The organism is Shewanella putrefaciens, assembly GCF_016406305.1.
Taxonomy (GTDB): Bacteria; Pseudomonadota; Gammaproteobacteria; order Enterobacterales; family Shewanellaceae; genus Shewanella; species Shewanella putrefaciens_C.
Genome location: NZ_CP066369.1, coordinates 641,737 through 663,595 on the forward strand (window position 1 = coordinate 641,737; position 21,859 = coordinate 663,595).

At 45.8% G+C, this 21,859-nt stretch carries 23 protein-coding genes; 11 read left to right on the plus strand and 12 right to left on the minus strand.

Annotated features, from left to right (window positions below; genetic code table 11):
* The first annotated feature begins 226 nt into the window (after positions 1 to 226).
* From JFT56_RS02860 to rimK, 4 genes are all read left to right on the plus strand, one after another.
* Positions 227 to 2,380 carry a CHASE domain-containing protein gene (locus JFT56_RS02860; RefSeq protein WP_198782217.1) on the plus strand — a complete coding sequence of 718 codons (2,154 nt, stop codon included), beginning with the start codon at positions 227 to 229 and terminating at the stop codon, positions 2,378 to 2,380.
* A complete protein-coding gene (locus JFT56_RS02865) occupies positions 2,377 to 2,811 on the plus strand; it encodes a response regulator (protein ID WP_198782218.1) in 435 nt (144 codons plus the stop codon). The genes JFT56_RS02860 and JFT56_RS02865 overlap by 4 nt, the downstream gene beginning before the upstream one ends.
* Before the next feature lie 9 nt (positions 2,812 to 2,820).
* Complete coding sequence (locus JFT56_RS02870) at positions 2,821 to 4,542, plus strand: putative bifunctional diguanylate cyclase/phosphodiesterase (protein WP_198782219.1); 1,722 nt, start codon at positions 2,821 to 2,823, stop codon at positions 4,540 to 4,542.
* Positions 4,543 to 4,698: 156 nt separating this feature from the next.
* Positions 4,699 to 5,604, plus strand: a complete 906-nt coding sequence (rimK, locus tag JFT56_RS02875) for a 30S ribosomal protein S6--L-glutamate ligase (RefSeq protein ID WP_198782220.1) — start codon at positions 4,699 to 4,701, stop codon at positions 5,602 to 5,604.
* 83 nt (positions 5,605 to 5,687) lie between these two features.
* Here rimK and JFT56_RS02880 read toward each other — a convergent pair whose 3' ends face one another.
* The 4 genes from JFT56_RS02880 to JFT56_RS02895 all read right to left on the minus strand — a co-directional run bounded on the left by JFT56_RS02880 (position 5,688) and on the right by JFT56_RS02895 (position 8,355).
* Positions 5,688 to 6,380 carry a TorF family putative porin gene (locus tag JFT56_RS02880; protein ID WP_198782221.1) on the minus strand — a complete coding sequence of 231 codons (693 nt, stop codon included), beginning with the start codon at positions 6,378 to 6,380 and terminating at the stop codon, positions 5,688 to 5,690.
* A gap of 295 nt (positions 6,381 to 6,675) precedes the next feature.
* On the minus strand, positions 6,676 to 6,948 hold the full coding sequence (locus tag JFT56_RS02885) for an HU family DNA-binding protein (RefSeq protein ID WP_007650853.1): 273 nt from the start codon (positions 6,946 to 6,948) through the stop codon (positions 6,676 to 6,678).
* 146 nt (positions 6,949 to 7,094) lie between these two features.
* Positions 7,095 to 7,892 (minus strand): response regulator, encoded by a 798-nt coding sequence (locus JFT56_RS02890; protein WP_198782222.1) that lies wholly within the window; start codon positions 7,890 to 7,892, stop codon positions 7,095 to 7,097.
* A gap of 79 nt (positions 7,893 to 7,971) precedes the next feature.
* Entirely contained in the window at positions 7,972 to 8,355 is a 384-nt protein-coding gene (locus JFT56_RS02895) for a hypothetical protein (RefSeq protein WP_198782223.1), read from the minus strand.
* 128 nt (positions 8,356 to 8,483) lie between these two features.
* On the opposite strand from JFT56_RS02895, the gene JFT56_RS02900 reads away from it, so the two are divergent.
* On the plus strand, positions 8,484 to 8,993 hold the full coding sequence (locus JFT56_RS02900; RefSeq protein ID WP_198782224.1) for a DUF4240 domain-containing protein: 510 nt from the start codon (positions 8,484 to 8,486) through the stop codon (positions 8,991 to 8,993).
* Positions 8,994 to 9,005: 12 nt separating this feature from the next.
* On the opposite strand, the gene JFT56_RS02905 is transcribed toward JFT56_RS02900, so the two are convergent.
* The gene (locus JFT56_RS02905; RefSeq protein WP_198782225.1) at positions 9,006 to 9,323 is read right to left on the minus strand and encodes a hypothetical protein; all 318 of its coding nucleotides are present in this window, start codon (positions 9,321 to 9,323) and stop codon (positions 9,006 to 9,008) included.
* Between the two features lie 135 nt (positions 9,324 to 9,458).
* A complete protein-coding gene (locus tag JFT56_RS02910) occupies positions 9,459 to 9,767 on the minus strand; it encodes a hypothetical protein (protein WP_198782226.1) in 309 nt (102 codons plus the stop codon).
* A gap of 272 nt (positions 9,768 to 10,039) precedes the next feature.
* Here JFT56_RS02910 and JFT56_RS02915 point away from each other — a divergent pair, with 272 nt between their 5' ends.
* Positions 10,040 to 10,564, plus strand: coding sequence for a DUF3016 domain-containing protein (locus JFT56_RS02915; protein ID WP_198782227.1), 525 nt, complete (start codon positions 10,040 to 10,042; stop codon positions 10,562 to 10,564).
* 41 nt (positions 10,565 to 10,605) lie between these two features.
* Here JFT56_RS02915 and JFT56_RS02920 read toward each other — a convergent pair whose 3' ends face one another.
* Positions 10,606 to 12,360, minus strand: a complete 1,755-nt coding sequence (locus JFT56_RS02920) for a GGDEF domain-containing protein (RefSeq protein WP_198782228.1) — start codon at positions 12,358 to 12,360, stop codon at positions 10,606 to 10,608.
* A 146-nt stretch (positions 12,361 to 12,506) separates the two neighbouring features.
* Positions 12,507 to 12,815 carry a prephenate dehydrogenase gene (locus JFT56_RS02925; RefSeq protein ID WP_198782229.1) on the minus strand — a complete coding sequence of 103 codons (309 nt, stop codon included), beginning with the start codon at positions 12,813 to 12,815 and terminating at the stop codon, positions 12,507 to 12,509.
* A gap of 48 nt (positions 12,816 to 12,863) precedes the next feature.
* On the opposite strand from JFT56_RS02925, the gene JFT56_RS02930 reads away from it, so the two are divergent.
* Positions 12,864 to 13,763, plus strand: coding sequence for a TraB/GumN family protein (locus tag JFT56_RS02930; protein WP_198782230.1), 900 nt, complete (start codon positions 12,864 to 12,866; stop codon positions 13,761 to 13,763).
* A gap of 58 nt (positions 13,764 to 13,821) precedes the next feature.
* On the opposite strand, the gene JFT56_RS02935 is transcribed toward JFT56_RS02930, so the two are convergent.
* Positions 13,822 to 14,640 carry a methyltransferase domain-containing protein gene (locus JFT56_RS02935; RefSeq protein WP_198782231.1) on the minus strand — a complete coding sequence of 273 codons (819 nt, stop codon included), beginning with the start codon at positions 14,638 to 14,640 and terminating at the stop codon, positions 13,822 to 13,824.
* A gap of 397 nt (positions 14,641 to 15,037) precedes the next feature.
* Here JFT56_RS02935 and JFT56_RS02940 point away from each other — a divergent pair, with 397 nt between their 5' ends.
* Entirely contained in the window at positions 15,038 to 15,868 is an 831-nt protein-coding gene (locus JFT56_RS02940) for a MaoC/PaaZ C-terminal domain-containing protein (protein ID WP_198783485.1), read from the plus strand.
* Positions 15,869 to 15,976: 108 nt separating this feature from the next.
* Here the strand turns inward: JFT56_RS02940 and JFT56_RS02945 are convergent, their stop codons facing one another.
* Positions 15,977 to 16,867: an aldo/keto reductase gene (locus JFT56_RS02945; RefSeq protein ID WP_198782232.1), complete on the minus strand. Its 891-nt coding sequence runs from the start codon at positions 16,865 to 16,867 to the stop codon at positions 15,977 to 15,979.
* 193 nt (positions 16,868 to 17,060) lie between these two features.
* On the opposite strand from JFT56_RS02945, the gene JFT56_RS02950 reads away from it, so the two are divergent.
* Positions 17,061 to 18,773 carry a formate--tetrahydrofolate ligase gene (locus JFT56_RS02950; protein ID WP_198782233.1) on the plus strand — a complete coding sequence of 571 codons (1,713 nt, stop codon included), beginning with the start codon at positions 17,061 to 17,063 and terminating at the stop codon, positions 18,771 to 18,773.
* Between the two features lie 128 nt (positions 18,774 to 18,901).
* On the opposite strand, the gene JFT56_RS02955 is transcribed toward JFT56_RS02950, so the two are convergent.
* Entirely contained in the window at positions 18,902 to 20,554 is a 1,653-nt protein-coding gene (locus JFT56_RS02955; RefSeq protein WP_198782234.1) for a mechanosensitive ion channel domain-containing protein, read from the minus strand.
* Positions 20,555 to 20,746: 192 nt separating this feature from the next.
* Here JFT56_RS02955 and JFT56_RS02960 point away from each other — a divergent pair, with 192 nt between their 5' ends.
* The gene (locus JFT56_RS02960; RefSeq protein ID WP_198782235.1) at positions 20,747 to 21,076 is read left to right on the plus strand and encodes a hypothetical protein; all 330 of its coding nucleotides are present in this window, start codon (positions 20,747 to 20,749) and stop codon (positions 21,074 to 21,076) included.
* A gap of 56 nt (positions 21,077 to 21,132) precedes the next feature.
* Here JFT56_RS02960 and JFT56_RS02965 read toward each other — a convergent pair whose 3' ends face one another.
* Positions 21,133 to 21,339 carry a hypothetical protein gene (locus tag JFT56_RS02965; protein WP_198783662.1) on the minus strand — a complete coding sequence of 69 codons (207 nt, stop codon included), beginning with the start codon at positions 21,337 to 21,339 and terminating at the stop codon, positions 21,133 to 21,135.
* A 192-nt stretch (positions 21,340 to 21,531) separates the two neighbouring features.
* Between JFT56_RS02965 and JFT56_RS02970 the strand changes: the two genes are divergently transcribed.
* Complete coding sequence (locus JFT56_RS02970) at positions 21,532 to 21,822, plus strand: ABC-type zinc uptake system zinc chaperone (protein ID WP_198782236.1); 291 nt, start codon at positions 21,532 to 21,534, stop codon at positions 21,820 to 21,822.
* Positions 21,823 to 21,859 lie beyond the last annotated feature (37 nt).

Sequence of the window (21,859 nt, forward strand, 5' to 3'; positions counted from 1 at the left end):
ATCAGAGTAAAAAATTTTTCCCGTTATGGAGGGCTGTGGGCCAGATAGTGATGGCGCATGTACGCTTAATTTAGTTTATGCTTATTTTGTGATTAAGCGCATAACTCTGTCATTTTGTTCCTGTATTAATTCCTACTTAAATAGTAGGAAAACTTGAATTTAGCAAGGGTTAGAACAACACTTGAATAAGTGATTATTATTCTCCTTAGCTAGGGAATGGGCGTATATGTACAAGGATGGTTTTCCTGAATCTTTCGATTCCCCGAAGAAAAATTATTTTCGTGTACTCAGCTCAAGCTGGCTGATGGTGCTTGCCATGTTGTTTTTTATGGGCATTTCCTGGTATGCCCTCGAAGAATATTTTAGGGATCGTGGTGAAGAGCGTTTCAACAACAGTGTGCAAGAGCTGATCGAGGCCGTAAACCATAGGATGGTTGCCTATGAGCAAGTGCTGCGGGGCGGCATTGGGCTTTTTCTTTCCTCAAATGGGGTAACACGCCAAGAATGGCAAATCTATATTACTAATGCACGCTTAAGTGAGTATTACCCCGGTATTCAAGGGATTGGATATGCTGAATTATTAACGCCAGTAAATATAGGGGAGCATATTAAGCAAATCCAAGCCGAAGGGTTTAATGAATATAAGGTTTATCCAGTAGGAGAGAGGGAACTTTATTGTGCGATTAATTATTTAGAACCCTTCGATTGGCGTAATCAACGCGCCTTTGGTTTCGATATGTGTTCCGAACCCATTCGCCGCGCGGCGATATTGAGCGCGATAGCTTCGGGTATGCCCACGATTTCGGGAAAAGTCACTTTAGTGCAGGAAACTTCAGACGATACTCAGTCGGGTTTTTTAATGTATTTGCCTCTGTATCGAGGCTTAGCCACGACGGAGGCCGAGCGAAAACAGCAAGCTATTGGTTTGGTCTATGCCGCATTTCGCATGAATGACTTAATGCAGGGGATTATGGGCAATCGTTTCTCCGGCTTGAAACTCGCTATTTATGATGGTGACACTGCCAACAGGGCTAATTTGATGTTCTCCAGCAGTAAAAAGCTACCATCGACCGAGGACATTTTTTATAAATCGCAAACGGAGATGATAGAAGGCCAGACTTGGCGTTTGGATATTTCTTCCCAGTCACGTTTTATTTCGAGTTCAGAACAGGCGCAAAGTATTTGGTTGCAGGTGATTGGTTGTGGTTTTGTGTTGGCCTTATTTTATTCGGTGATCGTGATGGCGCGTAATCGCTATCAAGAGTCGATGCTTACCGCAGAGTTGATCGCAAACGAAAAGCGCTTCCGTCTGGTGATTGAAGCCTCTCCCAGCGCATTGTTTATGGTGGATAAGTCTGGTGTGATTACCTTAGTTAACACCCATGCGGAGCGCCTCTTTGGTTATGCGAGGGACGAATTGCTTGGGCGATCCATCAATATGCTATTGCCTGAAGTTTTGCGTAACGCCCATCAGCAGCACATGAGTAATTATTTGGTCCAGCCCATTGCCAAGAATATGTCGATGCGGGATGACCTGTTTGGTTGCTGTAAAGATGGAACTCGTTTGGCCATCGAAGTGGGGCTAACTCCCATCCATTTCAGCAATGGGGTTTCTATTCTGGCAACGATTAATAATGTGTCCGAGCGTAAACGTATTGAAATTCAGCGTGCTGAGCACACAAAGGAGCTTGAACGGATCAATCAAGAGTTAGACCGTTTCGCTTACATTGCGTCCCACGATTTGAAATCCCCCCTTAGGGGAATTGAGCAATTGACGAGTTGGTTATCGGAAGATCTTGCTGATAATACTAATGAAAATGTTCAAAAGTATTTAGGTTTGATCCAGAGTCGTATTCATCGAATGGTGTTATTACTCGATGGCTTGTTAATGTTCTCCCGTATTGGTCGGGTCGATACCGAGATTGTTGAGGTAAATACTCAGCAACTTATGGAAGATATGTTCGCGTTAGTTGCCCCGCCACAGGGATTTGAATTAGTACTCGAGGGTGGTTTTCCTCAATTGAAAACGGTCAAAACCTTGTTGGAGTTAGTGGTAAGGAATCTGATGAGCAATGCCATTAAACACCACGATAAAGGGCAGGGCGTTATTAGAGTGCAATGCGAGCAGAGGGATGAGCAGTATTGGTTTAGCGTGATTGATGATGGCCCTGGTATTTCTAACGCTTATCATGGAAAAGTGTTTGAAATGTTTCAAACACTAAGGCCTAGAGATGAGGTGGAGGGCAGCGGTTTAGGTCTATCTCTCGTGAAAAAAACCGTAGAGAGTCTCGGTGGTCAGGTTCAGCTAAAATCCGAAGGGCGGGGTTGCTGCTTCCAGTTTAGTTGGCCTAAGCGAATTATCGACAAGGAGGTGTTATGAGCAGCTGCGATAGTTACAATCAGGTGATGATTTTACTCGTCGATGATGATGATGTGGATTATATGGCGGTGCAAAGGGCGATGCGGCAGTTGCGTCTATTGAACCCCTTGATACGGGCCCGAGATGGGTTGGAGGCGTTGAATATTCTCACGCATCCGGAAACGATTAAAGGGCCCTATCTCATATTGCTAGATCTGAATATGCCAAGGATGAATGGCTTTGAATTTCTTGAACATATTCGCTCAGATCCAACCTTATCTGCATCAGTGGTTTTTATGCTCACCACCTCAAGTACCGATGAAGATAGGATGAGAGCCTATAGCCATCATGTCGCTGGATATATGGTTAAAACGGATATTAAAGACGGTTTTAATAACATTTTTAATATGTTGGAAGGTTATTGGCACATTGTCGAGCTCCCAACCGTATGAGGTGTGTATATGGACTTACTACTGATCGACGATGATGAAGTGGATAGAACGGCAATCATCCGGGCGTTAAGGCAGTCAAAGTTGGCGTTTAATGTTATTGAGGCCAATTGCGCTTTCGATGGGTTGAATCTCGCCCTCGAGCGCCACTTCGATGGCATTTTATTGGATTATTTATTGCCAGACGCCAATGGCTTAGAAGTGCTGATCAAACTTAATTCTATGACTCAAGAGCAAACCGTGGTGGTCATGCTGAGTCGCTATGAAGATGAAAAACTGGCCCAACGCTGTATCGAGTTAGGTGCTCAGGATTTTTTGCTGAAAGATGAAGTGAATTCACGCATTCTAAGCCGTGCAATTCGTTACGCTAAACAAAGATCCTCCATGGCCTTAGCCCTTAGAAATAGCCATCAGAAGCTTAAAGATCTCGCCGAGCATGATTCCCTCACTAAATTAGTTAACCGTTATGGCTTTGAACTTTGCCTCAACCGAGCCATTGCTAGGGCGAAGAGAAGTCACGATTTTCTTGCGGTAATTTTACTCGATCTTGATGATTTTAAAGCTATAAATGATACGTTAGGCCACCAGACTGGCGACATTCTATTGGTGCAGGTCGCTTCACGCCTCAGCACTGTATTGCGCGATGGGGACGTTATTGCCCGATTAGGTGGCGATGAGTTTGTGGTGTTAGTCACCGATAATGACTACAAATATTTTCCTATGATAGTCGCTAACCGTTTGCTTAAGGCATTTGAAGACGTGTTTTGTCTTGGGGATAACGATGTGATGATTGGCGCCAGCATTGGGGTCGCGTTTTATAGCGAAGCCGCATCGAACAGTTCTGAGTTGATGAAATGTGCCGATATTGCCATGTACCGAGCGAAGAAAATGGGGCGCAATCAGATCCAGTTTTATTCCGAAGCCTTAGATAGGGAGGTTCGTTATCGTAATCATATCGAATCTAGCCTGAGGATCGCCCTCAAACAGAATGAATTTAAAGTTTATTATCAAGCTCAAGTGGATTCTCAAACCCATCAAATGGTGGGGATGGAAGCGCTTATCCGCTGGCAGCATCCACAAGATGGGCTGATTTCACCGGAGAAGTTCCTGCCCATTGCCGAAGAGATTGGCTTAATGGAGGAGATAGGAGATTGGATATTGATTGAGGCCTGTAGGCAGGCGCAGGAATGGTTAACTCAGTTACAACCCTTCGGATATCAGTTCACTATCGCCGTTAATTTATCGGCTGCACAAATAGGCCATATCGATTTATATCAGAAAATTGTTAATGCACTGGAGGTGACCCATTTACCGGCAACGGCGTTGGAGTTAGAGATTACTGAAAATTGTTTAATTGAAGAACCCCACGAACATGCGAAAGTGCTAGATCAAATCGCCGCATTAGGAGTACGTTTTGCGCTCGATGATTTTGGGACTGGCTTTTCCTCCCTAGAGCACATAAAGCTATTTCCTATCAGTGTGTTGAAGATAGATAAAAGCTTTGTGGCCTCCTATGATAAGGATGAGAAAGATACCCGGTTACTTGCCGCTTTATTAAATTTTGCTTACGGTTTTAATGTGATATCCGTGGCAGAAGGCGTCGAAACCCTTGAACAGGCTGAGTTTTGTACTACGCGAAACTGCAATGTACTACAAGGGTATCTGTTTTCCCGTCCTTTAGAGGCGAGTGACTTCGAAGCAAAATATATTGCCCCTTTACTCGCACAATTGTGAACATTATCTTACCCTCAATACAGGCAGTGGATTTCATCTGGTGAGGAGTTTTTCCTTGCTTTACACTGAGCAATAGACAAATATCTGCCCTCCCTTCTCTGGTGTGTTTTTTACCTCAGAATTCCCATTCACAGTGCTTAATTTGGTCAGTTCGTAATGAAAATAGGTATCTTATCTCAGTTTCCCCAATTGTATTCGACACAACGTCTCGTCGCCGCCTGTGAGGCACGTGGCCATGAAGCTGTGGTGATCAATACGTTAAACTGTTATATGAATATCAATTCCATTAAACCCAGCATTCATTATGAGGGTGAGGAGTTGGTGGGGTTTGATGCGATCATTCCGCGGATCCATGCGAGTGTGACGTTTTACGGCTGTGCGGTTGTGCGTCAATTCGAGATGATGGGCGTATTTGTGGCAAATGATTCGATTTCCATCGCTCGCTCGCGGGATAAATTACGTGCCCTGCAACTGCTGTCGCGTAAAGGAATTGGTATGCCTATCACTGGGTTTGCCAATAAACCTAATGATATTCCAGACCTTATCAATATGGTCGGCGGTGCTCCTTTAGTGATTAAGCTGCTTGAGGGAACCCAAGGTATTGGCGTGGTGTTAGCCGAGACGAAAACGGCTGCCGAGAGCGTTATCGAGGCCTTTTTAGGGCTTAAGGCCAATATTTTGGTCCAAGAATATATTAAAGAATCCAATGGCAGCGATATCCGTTGTTTTGTGGTGGGCGATAAAGTGGTTGCCTCAATGAAGCGCCAAGGTCCCGAGGGCGATTTTCGCTCAAACCTGCATTTAGGTGGCTGTGGTGAAAAAATTAAAATCACCCCAGAAGAACGTAAAATGGCGGTCGCAGCCGTTAAGGCGATGGGACTGGTTGTCGCTGGGGTGGATATACTGCGCTCCCATCGTGGCCCATTGATCCTTGAGGTTAATTCTGCGCCTGGCATTGAGGGTATCGAACAAACTACGGGGATTTCAGTCACCGAGCCTATCGTTGAATATATTGAGAAAATGGTGGCGGCGCGTAAATCGAATCGCCCGATTATTGCTTAGGCTTGAATTTAAGATATTAGGCTTGAATTTAAAGTAAAAACGCCACGTAAAGTGGCGTTTTTACTGGTGCTGCAGAGTGGCCGTTAGAGGTCAAAGCTGTAGGAGTAACCTAAGGCAATTTTAGCGTCATCTTGGGTTAAATCTGTATCTGACACCATAAAAGAGACTGTGCCCATACTCGTATCGGCGCTGAGTGTTACATTGTAGTCGGCATAGTTTTCTTCACCAAACCAAGCTTCTACAACGTCACCGCTTGAGTAACCATAGTGCACCGATAAGTTGAGTTTCTCTGTCAGCGGCACAGAAACGGTTGCGGCAAGGTAGCTTAAATCTTTATTGTCTAAAGGTTCGGCGGCGACATCATCCCCAGCATTGACGACCTGTGAATAGCTCAACTCAAGCCATTTCCATGTGATTGCACCATGGAGTTCACCAAAGTCGATACTGCCTTCGGCGTCGGGATAAGCATAGTAGAGGTAACCTATGTCATAACTGAGATCCTCGGTAATGCTGCCACCATAGCCCGCATAGAGATCCAGCTCGTAACTGGTATCGTCACCAAAGTCCACATTCGATGCCCAAGTGCCCGCATAGAATCCAGAATCATGGCTGTAGTCGATACCACCTTGGATAGCTACGGCATCGTTAGTTTGGGTAACGCCACGCCATAGGTAGTTTGAAGTACCACCAATATTGCCCGACACGGCCGCAAAGGCATTTGATGTCAGCAACAGCCCCGTCGATAATGCCAAAACGCTGTACAGTGATTTTTTCATGTTCATCCCCTCGATTGACTTATTTATCGATTCACTCATGTCCCCATTTGGGGTGGTGACATTGGTGCATCTTGGTTTTTTCTGAAGAGGGAATTGCTAATCACATGCCATTATTTCAATCTTTTAAAAAACAGTTAGTTATAATTCATTGTGTTAATAATTTGTGTTAATGTGCTAGAAAATAGAGCAGTGACGCACTGTTGTTGTGCAAAAAATGGCCTTTGCAGGTTTAGTTTTAAGCAAAAAAAACGCCCCACAATGGAGGCGTTTTATCGAAATTTAGCTTAGCAGTGACTTAGTTTACGCTATCACGCAGAGTCTTACCGGCTTTAAACTTAGGCACAGTTGCCTCGGCAATTTGGATTTCTTTACCTGTTTGTGGGTTACGTCCCGTACGTGCTGCACGAGTCGTAGTTTCGAAAGAGCCAAATCCGACGATGGAAATTTTGTCACCGTTTTTCATTGATTCGGTAATAGCCGCTTCGAAAGATTTTAATGCGCGCGCTGCTTCAACTTTAGTTAGATCGGCATTTTCGGCAATCTTGGCGATAAGTTCAGTTTTGTTCATCTTTGTTGTCTCTTCTTTCCATAGATTTATTAAGTAAGCGTGCCTAACATGCCATAAGGTTTAACCGTTGGAAAGTCTTTTGCTGCAAGCTTTCCCAATCAAAGTGGCAGAATTGGAGAATATTTGTGCGGTTCGTGACTTAGGTTTTATTCTTCCAATAGTTGATAAAGGAGTTGTTTAACCAATTTAGGTTCAAAGGGCTTATCGCACAGCGCATTTACGCCGGCCTGTGACACATTGCTTAAGTGGGTATCATTGGCTTCGGAGGAAACCATAAGAATCGGGATGTGGGATTGTTGGCTCTCATTACGAATGAATTGTGTTAACGCGAGCCCATCGACACTGGGCATATTGTAATCGGTGATCACAAGATCGAACATGTTATGTCGCATTAACTCAATCGCTTGGGCGCCATCTTCGGCTTCGGTGATCAATTTAATCCCTAAATTGCCTATGGTACGTTTAATGACGTTTCTCGCCATCCGGCTATCATCGACCACTAAGACGCGCACATCGTGCACATCAAAATGACTTAAATCGAGTTCATCGTGGCTCAATAAATCGATAGTTGCATTGAGGGCTTTACCTAAATGCTCGGCATTAAAGGGTTTAGGTAAAATGGCGACCACACCCGATTGGCGAAATATTTCTAATTGCTCACGGCGACATTCGCTCGATACCAACATAAATTGAATGTCGCGGCAGTCGCTATTGTTGCGTAAATAACTGAGCAAGTCGTTCGCCGTGCCGTCATCAAAGTGCATGGCGCTGACGATCAAGTCCGGTTTATGCCGTGTAATCACCTCTTTTGAATCCGCAAGGTTGGCCGCGGTTTGGATGCTGACAATCCCTTCCTGCTGTAAACGCTGGATAATGATCCTGCGTTGGGTTTCAGAAGGTTCCACTAGCAGGATGGAAAGTTCGCTGGGCGATAAATGGCTCATAATCTCTGTCAGTCTTGGCTATGGGTATTTTATGGGGTCGTTAAGCTACGCTATAAGTAACAGCTTAGCAACAAATCGACTATGACTGTGTTTTTCCACTCAAATAGTGATAAGTCACTTTAGAAAACGCGACCCAATATTGGACTAATAAAAAGCTAATAACACTGATAACAAGGGGTTGCATTGGAATATTATGGCCAGCAAAGACGACTTTAACGTCCTCAGGTGTAATGCGATAGGCGATAATGGCGGTGATCCCAAGCGCCGAAAAGCCTAAGGTTTGCATACCAAGATAGATTTTTAGCACTAGGCTAGACCAAGGTGCACGCATTATGATCCCCGCCAGCACAGGTAATACTCCTAAGGTAAATAAATCAAAGGATTGAGTCGCTATGGCGCGCCATAAAGCGGCGATGCTGATGAGACAATAAAGTGCGACCAATAGGATAAGACGTTTAGGCATAGATACGATTCTAATTAGGTGGTGTGGGCGATGAGCAAGTGTAGGAAAAGCCCAGATCTGAGTCCAGCATAACCTGATTATCGTGTAGAATATTGCCTTTGCTTAGGCACAATGAACAGGTTTAGGTTATGACAGAAGTTGAATTTTGGGACTTAGTGACACGTACAGAAGCGACGCAATCACAGGAGTCTCTCGCCCAATCACTCAAACAAAAGCTAACCGAATTGAGCCATGATGAGTTGAAGGCCTTCGATAAAATCTTTGGTCAACAGATGCGCCGCAGTTACCTATGGTCGGTTTGGGGCGCGGCTTATATCATCACAGGTTGTGATTCTGAGTATGCATTTGCGGAATTTAGATGTTTTCTCATCTCTCTGGGTAAAACCACTTACGAAGCGGTTATCACTCATCCAGACAGCCTAGCGCAATTGCCAGCGTGGCCGGAAAAGGACGGTTATGCCTATCCATTTGTGGACGAGTATGATTTGATTGCAGGGCAATTGTACGAAGATAGAACGGGTGAAGAGTTGCCATTTATGCCATCGGGCAAGGCGACACCAGTTGGCAAGAAATTTAGCACTAAGCCCAAGGAACTAAAGCAACAATATCCTGAGCTTAGTGCACGTTTTCCCTTTTAACGCTCTGGGCGCTTAAGGGCGCAAACAGGCATTGGTTCTTGTATCGAACGTCATACCATATTTAGGGCAGGTTTGACGCATTAATCGATATTCTTCTTCGGTTAGTTTCTGGCTAAACTCGCGATCGAGCTGCTCGGTCATGCGCTTTTCCGCGGCATATTGCGACTGGGCTAGCTTATTGAAATGTGAGTTTACCACTTGCTGTTGTTTTGCCGACAGCTGGGCCGCATGGCTAGGGAGACTGAGTGCTGCTCCCACAGTGACTATGACGGCGGCTAAAGCAAGCTTGCGTGAATACAGACACGAAAGGGCGAAAGTTGTTAAGTTCATAGATAAGCTCCAAATTAAAAAATCACGTTCAATACGTCAGTTTCTAAATCGCGCATCCTTGACAAACAAGACCTGTGGTACTGATGAGGCCGCTAGCATACGGGAGTCAACTTGAACCTTTGCTGAACCATTTGCTTAAGGTTCGTTACGCATTTCTTGGCATTGGAAACCTTGCTTACGGGTGTCAAACGCACAGTTTGAGCCGCATTCCCACGGTACATCATCGTAGAAAGATGATTGTTCTCGGGCAAAGTCTTTGCAGGAGCCATAGTTGTTAAAATTGTCGGTTTTCTTATATTTACCAGAATCATAGCCATGGGTATAAATAAAAGCAGACCAAGTTTCTGGCTGATTTTGTTTATCTTTGGGGGAAATGAACCAAATTGCACTCGCAAAACAAGTCAACAGGATTAAAACGAACACGGGTACAACGGGGAATTTCATTTTTTTTTCGTAGTCGTAAAACATTGGCCGAAGGATAACGCGTTTTTAATCGAGATGCGCGCTAAATGATCACAAATTAATAACCCAGCGCTTACTTTACAGGCTATTGATACAAAATGATGCGTTTGAGTTGAGGTTGTTATTGTTATTTACCTTTTTATACAGAAACTTACCTCGGCAGATCTATACTTATTTCAGTTTTGCATTAAGCTTTAGTTCAGGTTAGATTTTGTACGGTATAGCGTAGAGATGATTAGGCCTAGGAGGCAAGCATGAAAGTTCAGTTCCTTTTACTCGCAGGTGTACTCAGTTGCAGTGCAGTGTGGGCCACAGATGAAGTGAAAACCGATCCTGTTACTGAAGATGGCATAGTTAAAATCCTCTGGCAGAGTCCAAAGGATTTTCGTGATATTGAATCATCGGGGGAAATCCAATCCCGTTACGAGACTCGATTATTTGAGACCTTAACCAAGAATATCAATAAGGAAGCCTCGAAAATTTTAAAACTAAATCAAAAGCTTGAGATGACTGTCACCGATGTTGATCTCGCTGGTGATATGCGCCCAACCTTTGGGGCAACCGCCGATGATTTGCGTGTCGTTAAAGATATTTATCCGCCGCGTATGACCTTCAGTTATCAAGTGCTTGAGAACGGTAAAGTGATTATCGCTGGGGATGAGAAACTCTCTGATATGGGTTTTTTATCTGGTATCCAATCGCAAACCGATAAACCATTTATGCACGAGACCCAAATGCTGACCGATTGGTTGAAAAAAGCCATCGCACCTAAGCTTTAGCGTAATTTAATATTCCACATCAATGAGTTGAAGTTTCAGTATTAAGCGATTAATGCCTGTGGATTAAGTTGAGGCTCTTCTAGCAGGCAAAGTCCGTTGTGTGCGGACTTTGCCTGTTTTTTTGCCTTTGCGCTCAGGGTCGAAAGGCTATGTTCGTTACAGTTAAAGGTGTGCGCCGGTGTCAGTAAGCCAACACATAGGCTGATGAGTTTGTGGTAGCAGGCTTGGCCTTGCCTATCATCTGCTAGCATTTCCTGCGCTTGCCAATGTTCAGCGCTATAGAATAATTGTTTGTGGGCTTCAAAATCGGCCAAAATTCGCTGGCAACGGCCAATAATCTGCTCGCAGGTACTGATAATCACAAAGTCATCTCCGCCGACATGGCCGATAAAACAGTTATCACTCTTATATTTCACCAATAGATTGGCTACTTCACAGATCACTTCATCACCACGGCAAAATCCATAGATATCATTGTATGGCTTAAAGTGACACAGGTCGAAGTAGGCTAAATAAAAAGGCTTTTGTTGCAGCCTAAGTCGCTTAAGTTCTTCTTGTATAGGCACATTTCCCGGTAAATCCGTAAGAGGATTGGCATGGCGCGCCATTTTTATTCTGTGTTCGGTAATACGTTGCAATAAGTCTTTTGTGTGGCCAATACCAAGGAGTTTGCCGCGGCGTAAGATAATAAATTGCTGCGCGACCGTGTTGGCGCTTTCCGAAGTCAGTAATTGGCTCACAATTGACAGCGGCTCATTGGCTTCAATCTGCAAGACTTGTGGGTCCATGACCTCGGACACCGCATGATTTTCATGCAGGGCTCGACCATAGGGAGTGCTAAAAAGCTCCAGCAAGGTCGCGCGGCTGATGATGCCTAGGGGAATTTGATTTTCAACCACCACCACAGCTTGCAACGCTGGTTGTGAACTGAAAGTATCGCTGAGATGCTTAAGTTTTAGGGTTGGAACCACAGTGATAGCGCTGCTGCAAAGGCTCTCTGCCGATTCGCTATACCTTGGCTGAACCTGAGTATTATTAGGGACTAAGGTCGCTTTCATCGCTCGGCAGGGTTGAGCTTCTGGGCGGCCGAGTAAGTAACCCTGACAATAAACGATACCGAGTTGTTTGAGCACTGCGAGTTCTTCCTGAGTTTCAATACCTTCAGCAATCACTTTGCAGGTCAGACTTTGGCAGAGTTCGACAATCGAGCGCACAAACTCTTGTTTTACTGGGGTCGAATCAATTTGATGAATAAAATGGCGATCAATTTTGACATAGTCAGGGGCCAGTTCTGACCAAAGCCTTAGGCCAGAATAACCTGCGCCTAAGTCGTCTATTGCCGTCATAAATCCTTGGCTACGGTAATGATTTAAACAGGATTTTAGCAGGTCTATATCATCCGCTGGGTATTGCTCTGACAGCTCAATCACCACCTGGGAGGGGGAGATCCCTAATTGTTGCAATAATTGCAGTGTCATCCCCTTTGGATGGGCGGGATCTAACAGTGCCTTGGGCGAGATATTGATAAACAGCCTGCCCTGAAATTGCCGCAGTTTAAATTGCTCTAATGAGATGCGCCTACACAGGGTTTCGAGTTCGCTTAATTTTCCTTGGTGTTCTGCAGTCTGGAACAGGGGGACGGGCGAATAGAGAGGGCTGTGTTCTGGGCCACGGCTTAAGGCTTCAAAACCATGGATTTTATGTTCTAATATATTGAAAATAGGCTGAAAAAGTGGGTTGATCGCCCCTTTTGCAATTATCTTATCAAGCTCTTTTGCCAGATCTAAACTTGTCATTACTTCAGCCCCTTCATCAATGTTTGCGGAGTCTATGACTTAGAAATGACAAAATGATGACAATTTATTGTTGGCAGAAGGGGAATAAATCTGGGTCGTTAGGGGAATAAACGCTGAAATATTATTCACTTCAGCGTTTAGGCAGATCAGCTTTGTTTCTTAAAGGCTTGCAGGGTTTTTAGTAAGGTTGCGAGTTGGCGCACATAGGTTTCAAGTGCAACGGGATCTAGGCTTGCCTGATCTTGCAGCTTAGTTAAATCATCAACGAGTTCTTGCACATAGGGCAAAAAACGATTGCTTGAAACGATAAAGCCCTGTTCGGCTGTGAAAATGCTAGTGAATTTTCCAAGGCCTGCTTTCTTCAATTCATCTAACTTAGCGTCTGCATCTATGGCTTGGCGATAGGCGGTTTGAAGGTTTTCTTTCAGTTGCTCTATAACCTTAGTGTGTGGCATAACAGCGTCTCATTGCAAAATTTGCTGGAATTATAAGGGGCAAAGGATATGGCAACAAGCCAATGGCGACTAATAGTCTCAATCTGTTGTGCCGCTGTGTTTGGCAGCGCAGCAAGTTGGGCGGCTGTGGATGATAAGCCGCCATTTTATCAGCTAGAGTGGCAGGGTAAGAGCGCCTATTTACTGGGTTCTATCCATATTGGCAGTGCCGATTTTTATCCTTTACCGAGCCAAATTGAAGCAGCATTCGACCGCGCGAAGGCGTTAGTGGTCGAAGTCGATATGAATAAAGTCGATAGCCGCGCCTTGTTACAAAAATATGGCATGGCAGATAAAGCACTGGGCCTAGATTGGCAGAGCCGTGATCAGCAAACGGTCGCCGCTATGGTGCCCTATTGTGAGGCTCAAATGAGTTTATGCCAATCTATACAATCATTTGCCCCATGGTTGCAGGCATCTCAACTTAATCTCCTTCGTTATAATGGCTTAGGCTATAGCACGGATTATGGCGTGGATATGCAACTACTTGGGCGCAGTGCAAGGCGAGCTGTGTTTGAGTTAGAAACGGCAGAGTCGCAGTTTCAATTATTGGCTTCATTCGATAGCCAGACTCAATGGTCCATGGTGCGCGAAGCCATTAGTGTTGAAGATGCCGAATTATTGTCACTCATTACGGCTTGGCGCACGGGGGATGAGGCCGCCCTCGATACGCTGATGCAGGAACAGATGGGGGGAGAGGAGGATACTCAAATGTTGGAGAAGCTCCTCTGGCAGCGAAACCAGACTATGGCCGAGGGTATTATCAAGCTTATGAAGGCCGATGGATCGCCGGTTCCCTTATTTGTGGTAATAGGCGCGGGCCATGTGGTGGGCGATAAGAGTGTAGTGCAGCGGCTCAAACAGGCGGGGGTGAAAGTTACCGCCTGTTGGCGTGAGGTGTGCCAGTAGGTCACTTGGCTAAACAGTTGTGCCTAGTAGGCCCAATAGTCTGGGCCTGTCTGGTGCGCTAATCTTCCAAGGTATTTGAGATAGGGGTTTGCCTATTAACGCCTGTTGTTGCCGAGCTCTGCCCTAAAAAGTGTACATAGCGGCCGAGTGAAATATAGGGCTCGCGCTGTGAGTATTGGAGCTCCATGGTGAGTAGCTTTTGATAGTCAAAATCCGCCGCTTGGTTCTTTTTCAAATAGTCGTGGATCACCCGCACCCCAGATTGAGTCACTAGTGCCATATCCCACTCGCTAAACCATTGTTTGACCTCATGGATATAAAGTGGATGGGTGGGGGTCAGGCGCACCTTTTTCTTCACTTTGAGATCGGCGGCCACATAGTCAAAATTCCCCGAGACTAAGGCGTGAAAACGCATGGCTTCCCTATTGTAAAACATCAACGAGAACAGACCATTAGGTCTGAGCATTGTCAATAGACCTTCCATTGTGGCTTTGGCATCGACAAGCCACTCGACAACGGCATGGCAGAGGATAAGGTCGAATACCCCATGTTGTTCCACGGACAAATCTTGGATCGGGGCATGGACTAGGGTGATATTTAAGGGAAGGGGTGAGGCTGAGATTTGCTCCTGTGCCTGCGCAAGCATTTCGGCGGAGATATCGCATAGCACGACTTCATGGCCAAGGCGTGCCAGCTTTTGGCTAAAGTAACCAAAGCCGCCGCCCGCATCTAAAATGCGCAGTTTTTTATCGCCCAATTGGGCCAAAGCGGGGGAGAGGTCACGCCATAATACGGCGGCACGGATTTCCCCCTTAGGAGTACCGTATATATTTTTCGCGAATTTTTGCGCGAGCTTATCAAAATTCTTATCTTGCACGTGTGAACTAAGTTAAAGAGTGTGGGGCGATAGTGTGGCACAGGCGTAAAATTTTCGCACATCTGGAGGGGGGAAGCTCAAAATAATTTCAGTATTTTTGTATCATTAAATTATAACTAATTGATTTTATTTGTAGTAAATAATCCTACTAAACTTAGGGATACACAGAACTGAGTGCTCTGGGGTATAATCTCGCCGTTTTCGCTTTAGCTGTCCATTCGGAGAGTCAGCATCAGCCCTTTTTAAGACGTAGTTTTGCCTGTTTTACACTCGTGATCAGTTTGATTTAGCGGATGTTAGTCATCTGTACGGGGGATTTCTGGCTATCGGCGCCGAGGGATAGTTAATTAAAAGGTACTCAGACTTGAATAATGCATATTGTGTTGAATTGAACGCGATGCCGTCGCTGTTTTCTCTTTATCGCAAGATCTTTTTTGGACGCAAACCAGGTTGGGACCAACAGCCTCTACCTCATATTAAAGTCACTGCGCCTAATGTGACTGTGTCTGAAGCGAGCGTCAGCCAATATGCCCAAGTTTGCGGCTTCCAGTTTGATGGTAAAGTCCTTCCGCCGACTTACCTTTATATCATGGCCTTTCGCCTACATGCGGTCATTTTTACCCACGATGGCATTACCTTTCCATTACTGGGCATGATCCACCTTAAAAACCGCATCCAAGTGTATCGCCCTACTAGGGTCGACGAGAAGTTCTCCTTAGAATGCGCACTCACAACGAGCCGTGAGACAGATTCAGGGTTGGAATTTGAGTTTGTTTCAAAGGTGTTTGTCGGGGAAGAGTTAGTGTGGGAATCGCTCTCGACCTATTTATATCGTATCGAAACCGCGGGTCGCCGAGTGCGTCCACCTAAGGCGCTTGAAATGGCGTGGGATGCACCGCAGTGCTGGGAACTCAGTGAAGATCTTGGCCGTCGCTATGCCAAAGCCTCCGGTGACTATAACCTGATCCATTTACACCCTGTGCTCTCCAAGCGCTTTGGTTTCGACCGAGTGCTAGCCCATGGCATGTGGTCTAAGGCCCGCTGTTTAGCGGAATTAATGCCCGAGATTGGCGAGCGCCCCTTCGTGGTGGATGTGGCTTTTAAATTACCACTTTTAATGCCGGCTGAAGTGGGATTTGCCTATGAAAAGAATGCCGAACGCTGGGTCTTTGAATTACGGGATAGCAAAGGCCGTCGCCCCCATTTAAGTGGTGATGTGCAGTTTTAAATTTCCACGGGGTCCCGCATCTTAGGATCACTAGAGATAACAATCACGGCGTTGTGAACGGCGTGATTGTTCCCCCGTATAGTTCAACCTAATCCCATTGAAACCCTGTTAAGGTACGCTGTGGCCTGTCGCAGCTTGCCAGATGCTAAACCACTGCTGACGATCGAGCTGAATATGGCTCGATGCCACGGCACTCTTAATCCGTTCAATATTACCACTGCCTATGATGGGCACAGGCTTACTTGGCAACATGCGCACCCAAGCATAGATCACTTGGCTAATGTCTTGGGCATTCACTTCGTCGGCAATGACGGCTAATGTTTGCTGCAAGCGCACGGCCTGCGGATTGGTATTCTTAAAGATGTTTCCCCCACCCAGACATGACCAAGCCATAGGTCTGATACGCCGTTCTTGGCAGAGATCTAAGGTGCCATCGGCTAAGTGGCTCATTTCCAGCGGCGATATCTCCACTTGATTGGTCACTAAAGGGGCGTCGAGCCTCGATTGCAGCAATGAAAATTGTGACACCGTAAAGTTAGACACCCCAAAGTGACGCACTTTACCTGTCTGTTTTAAGTGTGCAAAGGCCTCTGCGACCGCATCCGCATCCATCAATGGATCGGGTCTGTGGATAAGCAGCAGATCGAGATAATCGGTATTCAGTTGCGTTAAGGATTGTTCAACGCTGGCAATAATATGCGCGTAAGAAGTGTCATAGTGGTTGACGTAACGGCTCGGTCGACAGTCAAAGGCGGGTTTGATACCGCATTTACTGACGATTTGCATTTGCCCACGCAGCGCGGGTTTAAGGGTTAAGGCTTCGCCAAATAAGGCTTCACACTGGTATTGACCATAAATATCGGCATGGTCCATCGTAGTTACACCCAAATCTAGGTATTGCTCAATTAGCTTAAGCCGTTGTACTGGCGTCATCTGCCAACTTGCCATTCGCCAAAATCCAGCAACAAATTCAGAAAAAGTTAAATGGGACTCGTACATGTTGTTCCTCTTTTGGGAAGGTGTTTTTTGCAGTGTAAATGCTGTAAGTCGATTTGTTTGATGCAGATTAAGGAATCGCTCATTAACCCTTTCTATCGCTTTCTCATCACCTAATATCTGTGGTATTCAATCGGCTTATGTTGATATTGAACACTCATACTAACCCAGAATACCTTCGAGGGAGAAATCACCCATGCTGACCGATATGGCTATTTCAGGCCGTGCAAGTTTAAAAAACATCGCAGAATTGGGTGTCGAGTTTGGCTTATTACCCGAAGAAATGACCTTAGTCGGCAACACAAAAGCTAAGGTCGATTTATGTGTGCAGCGGCGACTAGCCGGGCAGAGTAAGGGTAAGCTGATTATCGTCACGGCCCTCACTCCTACGCCCTATGGTGAAGGTAAAACTGTGACCAGTATTGGCTTAACTCAATCGCTTAAGGCCATAGGTAAAAGGGCCTGCGCCTGTATTCGCCAGCCGAGTATGGGGCCGGTATTTGGGGTGAAAGGCGGCGCAGCCGGTGGTGGTTACGCACAAGTGGTGCCAATGCAGGAGCTGAATTTACACCTCACCGGGGACATTCATGCCGTAGGGAGTGCCCACAATCTAGGTGCTGCAGCCATTGCCGCGCGGCTGTTTCACGAGTCACGCTTAGGCAAAACCGAATTTGAGGCACAGTCTGGGCTGACATTTTTGGATATAGATCCCAGTGAGATCCGCTGGCATAGGGTGGTCGATCATAATGATCGCTGCCTGCGGCAAATCCAGGTGGGGTTGGGGGAAAACAATGGGCCCGAATATGCATCACGCTTTGACATTAGCGCCGCCTCCGAGTTGATGGCCATTCTGGCCCTTAGTCAAAACTTAGCGGATATGCGTGCTCGTATCGGTCGCTTAGTATTGGCGCTCAATCGGCAGGGGGAAGTGATCAGCGCCGATGATTTAGGCGTTGCAGGTGCTATGGCGTCGATTATGGCCGATGCCATTAAACCGACTCTAATGCAGACCCTCAATGGGGCGCCATGCCTTATCCACGCTGGGCCATTTGCCAATATTGCCCATGGTAATTCATCGATTATTGCCGATGATATCGCCTTAAAACTGGCCGATTTTGTGGTCACCGAAGGCGGGTTCGGTTCCGATATGGGCTTTGAGAAATTCTGTAATATCAAAGTGCGCCAGTCGGGGCAGGTGCCGAGTGCGGCGGTGTTAGTGACCACCCTAAAGGCTCTCAAAGCCAACAGCTGTGTGGAGTCTGAGATGGATATCAATGCGCCCGATCAAACTCGTCTCGAGGCGGGATTTGCTAATTTAAACTGGCATATCAACAATGTGGCTCGATATGGTATTCCGGTAGTGGTAGCCATTAACCGTTTTGCTACCGATACGGATGCCGAGCTGCAGTGGTTGACTGAGGCCGTGAGTCATACTCAGGCCTTCGGTTGTGAGATAAGCGATGCCTTTGCCAAGGGCGAAGCCGGTGCTATTGCCCTCGCGCAAACTGTGGTCCAAGCCGCTGAAACTGAAAGTCAATTCAAGCCGTTGTATTCAGAGCAAGTATCATTAGAGGCTAAATTATCCACCTTAGCCGAGGTCGGTTATGGCGCATTGGGTGTCAGTCTCTCCAATGAGGCCAAGCAGCAGTTGCAGCAACTGAATGCATTGGGTTATGGGCATTTACCTGTCTGTGTTGCCAAAACACCACTGTCGATAAGCCACGAACCTACGCTAAAAGGGGTGCCCAAGGGCTTTATCGTGCCTATTCGAGCCTTAAGTTTGAATGCGGGGGCGGGATTTATTACGGCACTGGTGGGCAATGTAATGACTATGCCAGGACTTGGGATCACGCCGGGTTACTTAAAGATCGATATCGATGAAGAGGGTGAGATCATTGGATTAGGTTAACGTCTCTGACTGACCTTGTCGTTAAGCTGAACTTAAGGGCAGGATAGCGAACTATCCTGCCCTTGATCTAAAGAATCGTAGATCACTTTATCCTGCGATGAAGCTGATAAGGGTAAGTTTTTCTAGCCCTATTTTACCGCTTGATGGATATGCACATCCCGTTGTGGGAACGGAATGCTAATGCCCTCGGCATCGAAACGCAGTTTGACTTCACGGGTGATATCCCAATACACGTCCCAGTAATCCTCAGGTTTTGCCCAGGGACGAACAATAAAGTCGACCGAGGATTCACCTAACAAATGCAATTTAATCAATGGGGCTGGCATAGGTTGAACCTTAGGATGGGCTTCGACTATGGATTTTAGAATGGCTTCGGCGTGTTCTATATTATCGCTATAGCTGATCCCAAAGGTCATGTCCACGCGGCGTTGATGCTCGACAGTAATGTTGTTGATGGTATCGCCCCAAATCTTGTTGTTGGGAATGATTAGCCGTTGGTTATCCAATGTTTTAATGGTTGTTGATACCAGACTCATATGGCTAACACGCCCAGTGACTCCTGCCGCATTAATTAAATCCCCCACATCGTAGGGGCGATAGATCAGAATCATCATGCCCGAGGCGAAATTCGATAGGGTATCTTGCAGGGCGAAACCAATAATCACACCGGCGATACCAAAGCCCGCGAGTAAGGGGCCAAGTTCGATCCCAAGCTGTGACAGCGCGATAAGTACACCTATGGTGAATACCGCCTTGCCAGAGAGTGAGGTAAAAAAGTCTTGCAGTAACTTGCTGAAATTTAACTTGGAATTGTTAACTGTATTTTCAACAATTTTCTTGGTTAACTTTCCAGCAAGGCTGGCAATAAACAAAATCAAGCAGAACACAAATAACTTAAAGACCAAGGTGGGGCCATGGTCAATCGATTGCACCTTTGCCGTATCTAGCCATTGTTCTATTAGGCTTGAGGCAACGTCAAAGCTTAAAACATCTTGAGTAATATCCCCTGAAATACTAAATAAAGTCTTTTTGAGGATGGCGGTATCCTGTCCTAGGGTATCGAGTAAATCAATTTGAACATTTAAGCTTTGACTGTTTTTCGCAAGGCGATCTTTTAGGGCCTGTACTCGGCTAGTTTGAGCCGAAGTGACATCTTTACCCGCATTCGTCGCGGCAGTGACCGCCGTTTGCAGTTGCTGCTGGGTGTAAGTCACCAGACTCTCAAAGGTATCTGCACGGCGTAGCAAGAGTTGGGTTAATGCTGTTTTTGTGGTCGTCACGTCTTGGCCCACTTGGGCTAACCAGTCGAGTGTTTCAAGTTGTTGTTTGTAGTACTCATCCTTTTCTAGCTCGCGTATTGAGATCTCGAGCAGAATGGCGTCATCGTTGCTTGAGCCTAATTGTTGGGACAGGCTTTCAATGTTGTTGTCGAGATAAGTGTCTATCCTTTGAATGTATTGCAACTGCTCTTGGATGAGAGGTAATAGAAATGCAGTGTCTAATGGCGATGTTTCAAGCAGGGATTTAATCTGATTTCTTATGAGTAACGCTTTGTTTTTTATGCGGTATTCGGCGATGGTTTTAAGCTCGCCTTTGACTTGTTTAAGGCGATTAACATCGGTATTGATCGCCCCTTGTAGGGCATTTAATTCGGCCTGTACTGTGCTGGATGTTGTACTTGCCTCGGTGACAGCAGAACCTGCGTCCTCGGCGAAGCTGTGGGTACTGATACTAAATAGGGAAACGCTGAGTGCGAGTAGCAAACTAATTGAGCGGCGCATAGGTTTTATCTTTGATAAAAATCGGTAGATATATCATAGGAGTTCACCCGCGAGCTGTAAAATTTCTCCTTCCATAAAGTGTTCGCGCTGTGGGCTGGTGAATGTCTTTTTACTTTTTGAGATGAATTTGAACGTTTGGGCTGCGCTGGGATCTGGTAAACTTAGGCCCCTTTATTTAGGAATCCTAGTGTTATGTTGTGCTCCCATTGCAACCAGTATATTAAAGTGAGTGAAATCAGCCATCAGCGGGGGAAGGGTTTCCATGCACAAGTTCAATGTCCCCATTGTGCGGCTTGGCTTGGGCGTAGTCCTACGCTCGCTAAACTTAAATTACTCGGATTTTATTTGAGCCTCTTCACTGGGCTTTACAGCTACTTTGATGCATCGGTCAGGCACTTTTTAATTCCTGTGATGATTTTTTCTTTAATGCTGTTGTTTGTAAGTCACTTTATGGATCAAGTGATTACGATAGAAGCGCCGGAAAAGGTCGATGATAGTGAGCAGCGGCAGAAATACCGTTAGGCACTTTAAAGCATTAGAGCCCAAGGACATGGGCTCTGTGGGCAGGCAAAGAGTGGTTATTGCACGACTTGCTCTTGGCTCTCTAATGAATGTTCAACATAATAAATACCGCCCAAAATCAAGGCGCCGAAAATCACTATACCTAAGATTAGCCCTAAGTTTTCACGAAAAAATGCTAGCATTTGGGTTACCTTTTGATAGATGGACAGGGGAATAATGCCAAGCGAACCTTGTGGATCTTCGCCTGCATAAAGACTCAGCACACTATAGTTATCCTGACTTAAGCTAATCTTAAATCCTCTTTTTAGCTAGCCTAAGCCTTGTTTTTCATCTGTTTTATCTATAACTGCATCAAAGGTAAATATCTTGTAACCTATTGTGGGGCGATTACCTTATTGCAACTTGCCTGGGGCCTGGCATAAACTTACGTACTTTTTAACTGTGGGAACGACTAGGTGAGACTTCAAAGTCACATAAGACGCACTATCTCAATATGGCTCGCTGCCGTATTGGTCGTGCTGTCTTTTGCCGCCTCAGCCCATAGTGTGACCCACCTTGACGATGGCGCGCAGACCCACTGTACGCTCTGCTTCCATCAGCACCAACTCAACAAGATTTTATTGACCCAACCGCTGACGCTTAATTTAGCTGTGCAGCAGTTCGATGTGGTCGAATTTAATTTACCTTCCTTCATTTCAAAACACCTTAGTGTTTACCGCAGTCGTGCGCCTCCTTTTAGTCTCTAAATCAACTTAAATATTTTAACTTATTGTATTTCTTGAT

What these genes read in the sequence shown, in the direction of transcription:
- JFT56_RS02865 (WP_198782218.1), top strand. Translation starts at nt 2,377, where the DNA reads ATGAGCAGCTGCGATAGTTACAATCAGGTGATGATTTTACTCGTCGAT.
- JFT56_RS02945 (WP_198782232.1), bottom strand. Translation starts at nt 16,867, where the DNA reads ATGTACGAGTCCCATTTAACTTTTTCTGAATTTGTTGCTGGATTTTGG.
- JFT56_RS02905 (WP_198782225.1), bottom strand. Translation starts at nt 9,323, where the DNA reads ATGAACTTAACAACTTTCGCCCTTTCGTGTCTGTATTCACGCAAGCTT.
- JFT56_RS02890 (WP_198782222.1), bottom strand. Translation starts at nt 7,892, where the DNA reads ATGAGCCATTTATCGCCCAGCGAACTTTCCATCCTGCTAGTGGAACCT.
- JFT56_RS02900 (WP_198782224.1), top strand. Translation starts at nt 8,484, where the DNA reads ATGACAGAAGTTGAATTTTGGGACTTAGTGACACGTACAGAAGCGACG.
- JFT56_RS02885 (WP_007650853.1), bottom strand. Translation starts at nt 6,948, where the DNA reads ATGAACAAAACTGAACTTATCGCCAAGATTGCCGAAAATGCCGATCTA.
- JFT56_RS02940 (WP_198783485.1), top strand. Translation starts at nt 15,038, where the DNA reads ATGCCGTCGCTGTTTTCTCTTTATCGCAAGATCTTTTTTGGACGCAAA.
- JFT56_RS02880 (WP_198782221.1), bottom strand. Translation starts at nt 6,380, where the DNA reads ATGAAAAAATCACTGTACAGCGTTTTGGCATTATCGACGGGGCTGTTG.
- JFT56_RS02920 (WP_198782228.1), bottom strand. Translation starts at nt 12,360, where the DNA reads ATGACAAGTTTAGATCTGGCAAAAGAGCTTGATAAGATAATTGCAAAA.
- rimK (WP_198782220.1), top strand. Translation starts at nt 4,699, where the DNA reads ATGAAAATAGGTATCTTATCTCAGTTTCCCCAATTGTATTCGACACAA.
- JFT56_RS02930 (WP_198782230.1), top strand. Translation starts at nt 12,864, where the DNA reads ATGGCAACAAGCCAATGGCGACTAATAGTCTCAATCTGTTGTGCCGCT.
- JFT56_RS02925 (WP_198782229.1), bottom strand. Translation starts at nt 12,815, where the DNA reads ATGCCACACACTAAGGTTATAGAGCAACTGAAAGAAAACCTTCAAACC.
- JFT56_RS02860 (WP_198782217.1), top strand. Translation starts at nt 227, where the DNA reads ATGTACAAGGATGGTTTTCCTGAATCTTTCGATTCCCCGAAGAAAAAT.
- JFT56_RS02955 (WP_198782234.1), bottom strand. Translation starts at nt 20,554, where the DNA reads ATGCGCCGCTCAATTAGTTTGCTACTCGCACTCAGCGTTTCCCTATTT.
- JFT56_RS02960 (WP_198782235.1), top strand. Translation starts at nt 20,747, where the DNA reads ATGTTGTGCTCCCATTGCAACCAGTATATTAAAGTGAGTGAAATCAGC.
- JFT56_RS02910 (WP_198782226.1), bottom strand. Translation starts at nt 9,767, where the DNA reads ATGAAATTCCCCGTTGTACCCGTGTTCGTTTTAATCCTGTTGACTTGT.
- JFT56_RS02950 (WP_198782233.1), top strand. Translation starts at nt 17,061, where the DNA reads ATGCTGACCGATATGGCTATTTCAGGCCGTGCAAGTTTAAAAAACATC.
- JFT56_RS02895 (WP_198782223.1), bottom strand. Translation starts at nt 8,355, where the DNA reads ATGCCTAAACGTCTTATCCTATTGGTCGCACTTTATTGTCTCATCAGC.
- JFT56_RS02915 (WP_198782227.1), top strand. Translation starts at nt 10,040, where the DNA reads ATGAAAGTTCAGTTCCTTTTACTCGCAGGTGTACTCAGTTGCAGTGCA.
- JFT56_RS02870 (WP_198782219.1), top strand. Translation starts at nt 2,821, where the DNA reads ATGGACTTACTACTGATCGACGATGATGAAGTGGATAGAACGGCAATC.